At 67.6% G+C, this 10,210-nt stretch carries 11 protein-coding genes; 5 read left to right on the top strand and 6 right to left on the bottom strand.

Translation table 11 applies throughout. The features are described 5' to 3' along the window. From H0W38_RS08520 to argS, 5 genes are all read right to left on the bottom strand, one after another. A partial coding sequence (locus H0W38_RS08520) for an ATP-binding cassette domain-containing protein (RefSeq protein ID WP_292452882.1) occupies nt 1–280 on the bottom strand: 280 nt, incomplete at its 3' end. A 55-nt stretch (nt 281–335) separates the two neighbouring features. Then, nucleotides 336–932: a lipopolysaccharide transport periplasmic protein LptA gene (lptA, locus tag H0W38_RS08515; protein WP_292452884.1), complete on the bottom strand. Its 597-nt coding sequence runs from the start codon at nt 930–932 to the stop codon at nt 336–338. 134 nt (nt 933–1,066) lie between these two features. After that, entirely contained in the window at nt 1,067–1,711 is a 645-nt protein-coding gene (locus H0W38_RS08510; RefSeq protein ID WP_292452880.1) for a thiol:disulfide interchange protein DsbA/DsbL, read from the bottom strand. A 112-nt stretch (nt 1,712–1,823) separates the two neighbouring features. Next, the gene (locus tag H0W38_RS08505; RefSeq protein ID WP_292452878.1) at nt 1,824–2,465 is read right to left on the bottom strand and encodes an SPOR domain-containing protein; all 642 of its coding nucleotides are present in this window, start codon (nt 2,463–2,465) and stop codon (nt 1,824–1,826) included. 14 nt (nt 2,466–2,479) lie between these two features. Further along, nucleotides 2,480–4,189 carry an arginine--tRNA ligase gene (argS, locus tag H0W38_RS08500; RefSeq protein WP_292452876.1) on the bottom strand — a complete coding sequence of 570 codons (1,710 nt, stop codon included), beginning with the start codon at nt 4,187–4,189 and terminating at the stop codon, nt 2,480–2,482. A 133-nt stretch (nt 4,190–4,322) separates the two neighbouring features. Here argS and H0W38_RS08495 point away from each other — a divergent pair, with 133 nt between their 5' ends. Next, on the top strand, nt 4,323–5,657 hold the full coding sequence (locus H0W38_RS08495) for a serine/threonine-protein kinase (RefSeq protein ID WP_292452874.1): 1,335 nt from the start codon (nt 4,323–4,325) through the stop codon (nt 5,655–5,657). A gap of 234 nt (nt 5,658–5,891) precedes the next feature. After that, a complete protein-coding gene (locus H0W38_RS08490; RefSeq protein ID WP_292452883.1) occupies nt 5,892–6,125 on the top strand; it encodes a PsiF family protein in 234 nt (77 codons plus the stop codon). A 31-nt stretch (nt 6,126–6,156) separates the two neighbouring features. On the opposite strand, the gene H0W38_RS08485 is transcribed toward H0W38_RS08490, so the two are convergent. Beyond that, entirely contained in the window at nt 6,157–7,068 is a 912-nt protein-coding gene (locus H0W38_RS08485) for a LysR family transcriptional regulator (protein WP_292452872.1), read from the bottom strand. Between the two features lie 106 nt (nt 7,069–7,174). Between H0W38_RS08485 and H0W38_RS08480 the strand changes: the two genes are divergently transcribed. The 3 genes from H0W38_RS08480 to H0W38_RS08470 all read left to right on the top strand — a co-directional run. Further along, nucleotides 7,175–7,867 (top strand): haloacid dehalogenase type II, encoded by a 693-nt coding sequence (locus H0W38_RS08480; protein WP_292452870.1) that lies wholly within the window; start codon nt 7,175–7,177, stop codon nt 7,865–7,867. A gap of 29 nt (nt 7,868–7,896) precedes the next feature. Next, nucleotides 7,897–9,483 carry a malate synthase A gene (gene aceB, locus H0W38_RS08475; RefSeq protein ID WP_292452868.1) on the top strand — a complete coding sequence of 529 codons (1,587 nt, stop codon included), beginning with the start codon at nt 7,897–7,899 and terminating at the stop codon, nt 9,481–9,483. A 215-nt stretch (nt 9,484–9,698) separates the two neighbouring features. Next, nucleotides 9,699–10,210, top strand: a 512-nt coding sequence (locus tag H0W38_RS08470) for a sigma-70 family RNA polymerase sigma factor (RefSeq protein ID WP_292452866.1), incomplete at its 3' end; no start/stop codon positions are given.

The following is a 10,210-nucleotide window of genomic DNA, read 5'->3' as shown; positions in this document are numbered from 1 at the left end:
CCTGCGGCAGATACGACAGTCCCAGCCGCGAACGCTGGTGGATCGGCAGCCGCTCGATCGGCGCGCCGTCGAGGCTGATCTCGCCGGCGTCGGCACGCACCAGCCCCACGATCATGTAGAAGCTGGTGGTCTTGCCGGCCCCGTTGGGGCCGAGCAGGCCGACCACCTCGCCGGCGGCCACGGCGACGTGCACGTCCTTGACCACCTTGCGTGCGCCATAGCTTTTTTGCAGGCCCGTCGCTTCGAGCCGGCTGACGGCCGCTTGCGGCTGTGCGCTCATAAGGCAAGCCCCGCAGTCGTGGTCTTGGCTGTAGCCGTAAGAGCGACTCGGCGGCTCATGGCGCGGAGGCCGGCTTTGCCGGCGCCGCAGCGGGCGCAGCGGCCGGCGCAGAGCCGGCCGTGTCGCGTGGTGTGAGCACGCCGCGCACGCGGCCGGAGGGTGCCGCGGAGTCGGGCCCGCCGATCACCTGGAAGACCTCGGTGGTGTTGTCGTAGGAAATGGTGTTGCCCGACACCTCGTCGGTGACCGTGCCGCCGCGAAAGCGCCGCATCACTGCCTGGTTGATCAGCTTGATGCTGTCGTTGCGGCCGTCGTACTCGAGGCGCTGGGCCTCGCCCTCGATGTACTCGTCGGTGCCTTCGCGCTTCTGGCGAAAGTAGGCCCGCTTGTCGGGCCAGCCGGTGGCAATGGCCGACTGGTAACCCTGCGGGCTTTGCCGGACCTCGACGCGATCGGCGCGGATCACGATCGTGCCCTTGGTGATCTCGACGTTGCCTTGAAGGATGTTGACCTGCTTTTGCTCGTCGACCCGTGCCGAATCGGCTGCGAAGTTGAGCGGCTGGTTGCGGTCGACATTGGCCGCCCACGCCGGTGCGGCAAGGACGGCGGCCACGGCGAACAGGGCGGCGGCGCGGAGAAACAGGAAGGGCATCACGGCTGAATCGGCATGAATCTTGCTGCCGATTCTAGAGGGTGCGCCGCACGTTTTTGCGCAACGTCACCCCCTCGAAGAAGCGCGCTGTCCCTGCCGGCCCTGCCGCGCAGGCGGACATCGAGCCGCTGAACTCAACCCTTGCGCGATTGCGCCAAGAGGTAGTCGGTGACGGCGAGCGCCCGGTCGTTCGAGCCGGCCATCGAACCGGAAGTGGTGAAGCGGCCGTCGATGCCCAAAGCCGGCGTGCCGTCGATCCGGTAGCCGCTCGACAGTGCGGCCGCCTGTTTGGCTTTGGCCTGCACGCCGAAGGAGTTCATCGTGTCGAGGAATTTCGCCTTGTCGACGCCGTTCTTCGCCACGAAGTTGCCGATCGATTCGGGCGTGCTGAGCGGGTTACGTTCGACGTGCATCGCGGTGAAGACCTTGATGTGCAGCTGATCGACCAGATTCAGGGCTTCGAGCGCGAAATAGAGCTTCTGGTGCAGCACGAACGGGACTTCGCGGAACGCCACCGGCAGGCGGCGGAAGTTCACCTCGGGCGGCAGCTTCTTGACCCACGCTTCGAGCGCCGGCTCGAAGCTATGGCAGTGCGGGCAGCCATACCAGAAGAACTCGACCACTTCGAGCCGCTTCGGATCCTGCGTCGGCTGGCGCTGCGAAAGCTTCACATAGTCCTTGCCCTCGACAGGCGCGCCCTGGGCCAGCACCGATGTGGGAAGCAGCAGGCCGGCCAACGGGCCTGCGGCGGCGAAGGTCGTGAAGTCGCGACGGTTCATTGATATTCCTCTCGGTGAAATGCGAAGTGGAGCGGTGCGAGTAGGCGAGCGACGCTCAAGCAGTGCGCGCTGTTGCGGGCTGCAACGGTGGAGTGCGACGCGGTGTCGAAGTTCACTTCTGCACCCGCACCAAAGCCGTGGTGGTGCCGCTGCCATCGAGCGTGTCCTTCGTGGATTGGGCCTCGGCGCGATCGTTGAACGGCCCCACGCGCACCCGGTAAACGATGCGCCCGGCTTGCTCGCGTTCGCTGATCCTGGACTCGAACCCCTGGATCGCGAGGCGGGCCCGTTGCGCCTCGGCTTCCTCGGTGCGGCCGTAAGCGCCGACCTGCACGAAATACACGAACGCGTCGGTCGGCGGATTGACGGGCCGCGCAACACGGGGATCGTCGCCGAGGATGGCCGCCGGATTGCGCGACGGCGCGGCGGCCGTCGGCTCGCCGGTCACCGGGTCGGTGAAGGGCGGCGGCAGCACCACCCCGGCCGGCGGGCCGGGCGGCGCCGAGCCGGACACGGCCGGGTTCTTGCCGGCCAGCGGCAGGTTGGGGTTCCAGTTCTTGTTCTTCGCGGCCTCGGCGGCGTCCTGCTCGGCGGTGCGCTGCGGCACCTTGTCGATGAAAGGGATCGGCACTTTGGTGACGTACAGCGCCACGCCGAGCGCGAGCGCCAGACCGACCAGCCCGCCGACGACCAAACCGATGAAAAAGCCGCCGTGCTGGGTGCGGCGCGCGGGTGAACGGGAAAGAGCGGGCATCGAAGAACTCCGGGTCACATCTTTTCGGGTGCGGCAACGCCGAGCACGGCCAGCCCGCCCGCCAGCACCTGCGCGGTGGCGGCCAGCAAGGCCAGGCGCGCGTGGGTCAGATCGGCATCCTCGCCGAGGAAGCGCTCGGCCGCGTAATAGCTGTGGAAGGCGCCCGCCAGGTCGCGCAGGTAGAAGCCCACGTCGTGGGGCGCGAGGTCGTTGGCGGCCGAGGCGAGCATGCTTGGGTACGCGGCGAGCTTGAGCATCAGCGTCGCCTCGGTCGGCGCGGTGAGCCGCGAAAGATCCGCCTGGACAAGGTCCGCGCTCGGGTCCGCCGACGCCGCCGTGCCGCCGGCCGCCTGCTGCGCCTGCCACTGGCGCAGCACGGAGCAGATGCGCGCGTGCGCGTACTGAACGTAATACACCGGGTTCTCGTCGCTGGTCTTGAGCGCCAGGTCGACGTCGAACACGAACTCGGTGTCGGCCTTGCGGCTGTTGAGGAAGAAGCGCACCGCGTCGCGGCCGGTCCAGTCGATCAGGTCGCGCAGGGTCACGTAGCTGCCGGCGCGCTTGGAGATCTTGACCTCCTCGCCGCCTTTCATCACCGTGACCATCTTGTGCAGCACGTAATCGGGGTAGCCGGGCGGGATGCCGGCACCCGCCGCCTGCAGGCCGGCGCGCACGCGGGCGATGGTGCCGTGGTGGTCGCTGCCCTGGATGTTGATGACCTTGGTGAAGCCGCGCGCCCACTTGTCGAGGTGGTAGGCCACGTCGGGCACGAAGTAGGTGTAGCTGCCGTCGGACTTGCGCATGACGCGGTCCTTGTCGTCGCCGTAGTCCGTGCTGCGCAACCACAGGGCTCCGCCGTCCTCGAAGGTCTTGCCGGCGGCCGACAGGCGCTGCACCGCCTGCTCGACCTTGCCGTTCGTGTAAAGGCCCGACTCGAGAAAGTAGTTGTCGAAGGCCACGCCGAAGGCGCGCAGGTCGAGATCCTGTTCGTGGCGCAGGTAGGCCACCGCGAACTGGCGGATGCCTTCGAGATCCTGCGGGTCGCCAGAGGCGGTGAACGAGCGGTCGTCGGCCTTCACCGTCTTGCCCGCCATGAAATCTGCGGCGATATCGGCGATGTAATCGCCGTTGTAGGCGGTCTCGGGCCAGGCGGCATCGCCGGGCTTGCGGCCTTCGATGCGCGCCTTCGTCGAGGCAGCCAGCGTGGCGATCTGCACACCGGCGTCGTTGTAATAGAACTCGCGCGTGACCTGCCAGCCCTGCGTTTCGAACAGGCGGCAGATCGCATCGCCCAGCGCGGCCTGCCGGCCGTGGCCCACGTGCAGCGGCCCGGTCGGATTGGCGGAGACGAACTCGACCAGCACCCGCTCAGGCCGGGCCGGCTGGCGGCCGAAGCGCGCCTTGGCCTCCAGAACCTCGGCGACGACCTGCTGGCGCGCGGCCGGCGTGAGGCGCAGGTTGATGAAGCCGGGCCCGGCGATCTCCATGGACTGGACCCAGCGCTGCACCGCCGCGCGCCGCTGGAGCGCTTCGACGAGTGCGGCGGCAAGCTCGCGCGGATTGCGCCGCAGCGGCTTGGCGAGCTGCATCGCCGCGGTGCAGGCGAGGTCGCCATGCGCGGCCTGCTTTGGGCTTTCGAAGGCGGCGGTGGCGGGGTGCTCGGGGGCCAGCTCGGCGAGCACCTCGCCGAGGGCCTGCAGGAGCTCTTGCTGGACACGGATCATCGAACGATTTTAGGGGGCGGGATGGCGCGTCAGCCGGGGCCTGGAACTCCGTCACGTTTGCACGCAGGCATCATGTCGCGCCGGTTGCCGCTTCTCCATGGCGGTGGAAAGATACGGCACACCCTGCCGCCTCATGACGCCTTCCCTCGCCTCGCCCCTTCCCAGCCAGATCGGCAAGTACCGCGTGCTGCGCCTGCTCGGCGAAGGCGCGACCAGCGAAGTCTTTCTGTGCGTCGATGACTTCAACGCCCGCGAGGTCGCGGTCAAGCGCGTGCGCGCGGGGGCCTTGTCCGACGTGAGCGAAGGCGCGCTGCAGGCCCGCTTCTTCGCAGCCGAAGCCGCCCTCGTAGGCCGGCTGCAGCACCCGAACGTGGTGCAGATCTTCGACGCCGTTGCCGACCCGAACGAGCCTTACGTGGTCATGGAGTACGTGCCCGGCACGACGCTGCGGCCCTACTGCCGCGCCGACCAGCTCCTGCCGCTCGACCAGATCGTCGAGATCGGCTTCAAGTGCGCGATGGCGCTGGGCTACGTGTCGCGCCAGGGCCTGATCCACCGCGATGTGAAGCCCGCCAATCTGCTGGCGGTGACGGTGGGCGGCGACATCACCGAAGTGAAGGTGAGCGACTTCGGCAGCGTGCTCAACCTGCATGCCGACACGACGCAGGTGTTTCGCGTCGGCTCGCTGGCCTACATGTCGCCCGAACAGCTCGACGGCGACGCGCTCGATCCGCGCGCCGACATCTATTCGCTCGGCGCCGTGCTCTACCACCTGATCGCCGGGCGCCAGCCTTTCGACGCCGCGGCGCAATCGGTGCTGATGGCGCAGATCTACGGCGCGAAGCCGGCGCCCCTGACCGAACTGCGCGCCGGGGTCGATCCGGCGCTCGACGCCGTGATCCAGCGCGCGCTGGCCAAGCAGCCCGCCGATCGCTACGCCGGCTGGGACGACTTCGCGCAGGCCCTCTCGGGGCTGGTCGCCAACCGCCAGGTGCCGCGCGGCGGGCGGCAGAACGTGCTCGACTCGGAACGCTTCAACCTGCTACGCGCGCTCGAGTTCTTCAGCCTGTTCGGCGATGTGGAACTGTGGGAAGTGGTGCACCGCGCCACGTGGCAGCGCTATTCGCAAGGGCACCTGATCTACCGCAAGGGCGAGGAAGGCAACACCTTCCACATCATTGCCGCCGGCTCGGTGGACGTGCACCGCGACGGCGTGCGCGTGGCGCACCTCGGTGCCGGCACCTCGGTGGGCGAGATGGTGTACCTAGCCCCCAACCCCGAGCTCAAGCGCCACAGCACCGACGTGGCGGTGGTGGAGCCGGCGACGATGATCTCTTTCACGCCCGAATCGCTGGCGCGCTTGAGCCCCGGCTCCCGCCACCTGTTCGACGAAGCGTTTATCCGCGTGCTGGTGCGCCGCCTGCATGTGGCGCACGAAGCGCTGGCCTATCCGCGGCGTATTCTCTGAGTGTCGACCTTGTGGGGCGCGAGTTCGCTGCGCGCCGAAGCTGACAGTCGGCAGCCACCTCCCGTGTCGCCCCGTTGTTGCGGACAGGCGCGCATGCTTGAATCGAAGCGGCAATTCCGCCACCGCCTCCATGAGGCAAGAGGAGAGTCAATGAAGCACCGTTTCACTGCGTTGATCGTGGCCGCTTGCCTGTTCGGACCGGCTCAGGCAACCACCCATCGCGACGCGCCCGACATGGAAAAGGGCGCCGCCAAGGCGCCGACCGCGCAGCAGACCAAGATGGCCACCTGCAACAAGGACGCCGCAGGCAAGGCGGGCGACGAGCGCAAGGCCTTCATGAAGGAGTGCCTGTCGGCCAAGCCGCCGACCCAGCAGGAAAAGATGAGCCTGTGCAACAAGGACGCCGCAGGAAAAACCGGCGACGAGCGCAAGGCGTTCATGAAAGAGTGCTTGTCGGCGAAGAAGTAGGCCGACCGGCGCGCCGGCTGAGAACCGACGGTCAACTCGCCAATGCCCAGTAGCCCGCATCCCCGTAGGTGTGCTTGAGAAAGTCGATCCACAGCCGCACGCGCAGCGGCAGGTGCTTGCGCTGCGGGAACACGGCGTAGATGCCGTTCGGGGGCGCCGCGAAGGCGTCGAGCACGCTGATCAGATCGCCGCGCGCGACCTCTTGCTCGACCTCCCAGGTGCTGCGCCACGCAATGCCCTGCCCGGCGAGGCACCAGTCGTGCAGCACCTGACCGTCGGAGCAGTCGTAGCGCCCGCTCGGGCGCAGGTGCGCGACTTCGCCGTCGATGGTGAAGGCCCAGCCGCGCGACTGGCCTGCTTCCGAGCTGAGGGTCAGGCACTGGTGGCGGGCCAGCTCGCTCGGGTGCTGCGGCACGCCGGCCCGCTTGATGTATTCGGGCGCGGCCACGCACAGGCGCCGGTTGTCGGCCAGGCGCAGGCTCACCAGGCTGGAGTCGGGCAGGTCGCCCACGCGCACGGCGCAGTCGTAGCCTTCATTGACGATGTCGACCACCCGGTCCGACAAATTGAGCGACACCGACACATCGCGGTGCGACTCGGCGAAGCGCGGCACCAGCGGCGCCACATGGCGCCGGCCGAAGCCGGCCGGTGCCGTGAGCCGCAGGTGGCCGCTGGCCTTGACGCCGCCGGCGCTGACGCTGGCCTCGGCATTGGCCATGTCGGCGAGCAGACGCTGCGCGTCTTCGAGAAAGGCGCTGCCTTCATGGGTGAGCGTGATGCGCCGCGTGGTGCGCAACAGCAGCTTGACGCCCAGGCGCTCTTCCAGCGCGTCGATGCGCCGGCCGATCACCGCGGGCGCCACGCCCTCGGCCAGTGCGGCGGCGGTCAGGCTGCCCTTGACGGCCACGGCGGCAAAGGATTCGATCTGCTTCAGGCGATCCATCGTAGTAGTCAGGCTGGGGCGAGCGAGATTAGGCTCGTGCCGGTAAAAGATCAAGCCACTGCAGCGGCCTAATAGGAACGCGACTTCGCAATACAGTCGCCGCTCGATGAAGACCTCGACGACGCCGAACGTCCAAGCCGTCCTGTTCGACGCCTACGGCACGCTGTTCGACGTGTACAGCGTCGGCACCCTGGCCGAGCAGCTTTTTCCCGGCCGTGGCGAAGCACTCGCCGTGCTCTGGCGCGACAAGCAGATCGAATACACGCGGCTGGTTTCGATGAGCCAGCGCTTCCGGCCGTTCTGGGAACTGACGCGCGCCGGCCTGCGCTTCGCCGCCCACCGCCTCGGGCTGGACCTGAGCGCCGAGCGCGAGGCGCAACTGCTCAACCAATACCGTCACCTCAGCGCCTTTCCCGAGAACAAGGCGGTGCTCACGGCCCTGAAGGCGCGCGGCATCCCGACCGGCATCCTCAGCAACGGCGACCCCGACATGCTTGCTGTTGCCGTCAAGAGCGCCGGCATCGAGGGCTTGGTGAATCATCTGCTCAGCGTGGACGCGGTTCAGCGCTACAAGACCGATCCCGCCACCTATGCTTTGGGCACGCAGGCGCTGGGCCGGCCGGCGAAGCAGATTCTTTTTGTCTCCAGCAACGGCTGGGACGCCATAGGCGCCACCTGGCACGGCTACACGACGCTCTGGGTCAACCGCTACAAACTACCGCTCGACGCGCTGGACACCGAACCCACCCGCATCGGCAGCAGCCTGCGCGACGTGCTCGAATTCTTTCCCGCTCCCTGATCCATGAACCCCTGCTCCAGGAAACAGCCATGACGACTCTTCAACTGCCTGCCGGCGTGCAGGTCAACGCGCCCATCCTGCCCGGCTTCGAGACCATCCTCACGAAAGAAGCGCTCGAACTGGTGGCCAAGCTGCACCGCGAGTTCGAGCCGCGCCGCCAGGAACTGCTCGCCGCCCGCGCCGAACGCGCCAAGCGCCTGGACGCCGGCGAGCGGCCCGACTTCCTGCCGGAGACCAAGCACATCCGCGAAGGCGACTGGACCATCGCGCCGCTGCCCAAGGCGCTGGAGTGCCGGCGCGTCGAGATCACCGGCCCGGTCGAGGCCAAGATGGTCATCAACGCCTACAACTCGGGGGCGGACAGCTACATGACCGACTTCGAGGACAGCAACTCGCCGGTCTGGGCCAACCTGATCCAGGGCCAGATCAACCTGTACAAGGCGATCCGCCGCACGCTCACCCTCGGCCAGGCCGGCAAGACCTACAAGCTCAACGACAAGATCGCCACGCTGCAGGTGCGCCCGCGTGGCTGGCACCTCGACGAGAAGCACGTGCTGATCGACGGCCAGCGGGTGCAGGGCGGCCTGTTCGACTTCGCCCTGTTCATGTTCCACAACGCCAAGGAACAACTGGCGCGCGGCGCCGGCCCCTACTTCTACCTGCCCAAGCTCGAAAGCCACCTCGAAGCGCGGCTGTGGAACGACGTGTTCGTGATGACGCAAAACGAGCTCGGCCTGCCGCAAGGCACGATCAAGGCGACGGTGCTGATCGAGACCCTGCTCGCCGCGTTCGAGATGGACGAGATCCTGTACGAGCTGCGCGAGCACAGCGCGGGCCTGAACGCCGGGCGCTGGGACTACATCTTCTCGTGCATCAAGAAGTTCAGATGCGACCTCGACTTCTGCCTGGCCGACCGCGTCAAGGTGACGATGAAGGCGCCCTTCATGCGCGCCTATGCGCTGCTGCTGCTCAAGACCTGCCACCACCGCAATGCGCCGGCCATCGGCGGCATGAGCGCGCTCATTCCGATCAAGAACGACCCCGAGAAGAACGCCATCGCGATGGAAGGCATCGTCAAGGACAAGCGCTCCGACGCGATGGACGGCTACGACGGCGGCTGGGTCGCGCACCCGGGGCTCGTCGACGTGGCGATGAAGGAATTCGTCGACGTGCTGGGCGATCGGCCCAACCAGCTCGATCGCAAGAAGCCGTATGTGCACGTCACCGCCGCACAGTTGATCGACTTCAAGCCCGAGGCGCCGATCACCGAGGCCGGCCTGCGGATGAACATCAACGTCGGCATCTACTACCTCGGCTCCTGGCTGGCCGGCAACGGCTGCGTGCCGATCTACAACCTGATGGAAGACGCGGCCACGGCGGAGATCAGCCGCTCGCAGGTGTGGCAGTGGATCCGCTCGCCCAAGGGCGTGCTGCAGGACGGCCGCAAGATCACTGCCGAGATGGTGCGCAAGATGGTGGCGGAGGAACTGCAGGGCATCAAGGACGCCGGCTACGAGGGCACGACCATCGACCGCGCGGCCGAGATCTTCGAGCAGATGAGCACGCAGGACGAGTTCGCGGAGTTCCTGACCTTGCCGCTGTACGAAGAAATCTGAGCGGGTTTCCTCGCTCCGAGACAAGGGCGCCGACGGCGCCCTTTCTTGTGGGCGCGTCAGTCCAGGTCGAAGAGCGACGGCTTTTCTTCGGACCGGTGCATCCGAGCGAACCGTCCGGCCCGTAGTCCCATGACGCAGCGGTCGGATCTGGCGCAATGCCGCGTTTGATCCTCTGTTCCTAGAATGCGCCGACTCCCCCGCCCGCCCGCCGCCCCATGCCCGCTGCCCCACCCGACGCGTTCGACTACGAAGCCGCTCTCGAAGCCTGCGCCCGCGGCGAGCACTTCGCGCTGCGCGCGCTGTACGAACGGGAGGCGCGCTGGCTGCTCGGCGTGGCGCTGCGCATCGTGCGCGACCGCGACACCGCGCACGACGTGCTGCAGGACGCCTTTCTCCTGGTCTGGCAGCGCGCGTCCACCTATCAGCGCGCGCTCGGCTCCGCGCGCGGCTGGCTCTACACGGTGGTGCGCCATCGCGCACTCGACGAGGCGCGCCGCGTCAAGCGCGAAATGCCGGTGGGTGACGACATCGATCAGATCGCTGATGACGCCGGCACGCAAGCGGCCATCGACCTGGCCAACACCGACAGCGCCTCGCTCCAGCGCTGCATGGAGCGACTCGAAGAACGCCGGCGCGAATGCATCGTCTATGCCTTCGTCGAAGGCTATACGCATGAACAGATCGCACATCGGCTCGCCACGCCGGTGGGCACGGTCAAGTCGTGGAT

Origin of the sequence: Methylibium sp. (genome assembly GCF_013817365.1) — a bacterium.
Classification (GTDB): Bacteria; Pseudomonadota; Gammaproteobacteria; order Burkholderiales; family Burkholderiaceae_C; genus Methylibium.
Note: the sequence above shows the minus strand (reverse complement) of the source record. Positions and strands in the feature narration are given on the sequence as shown.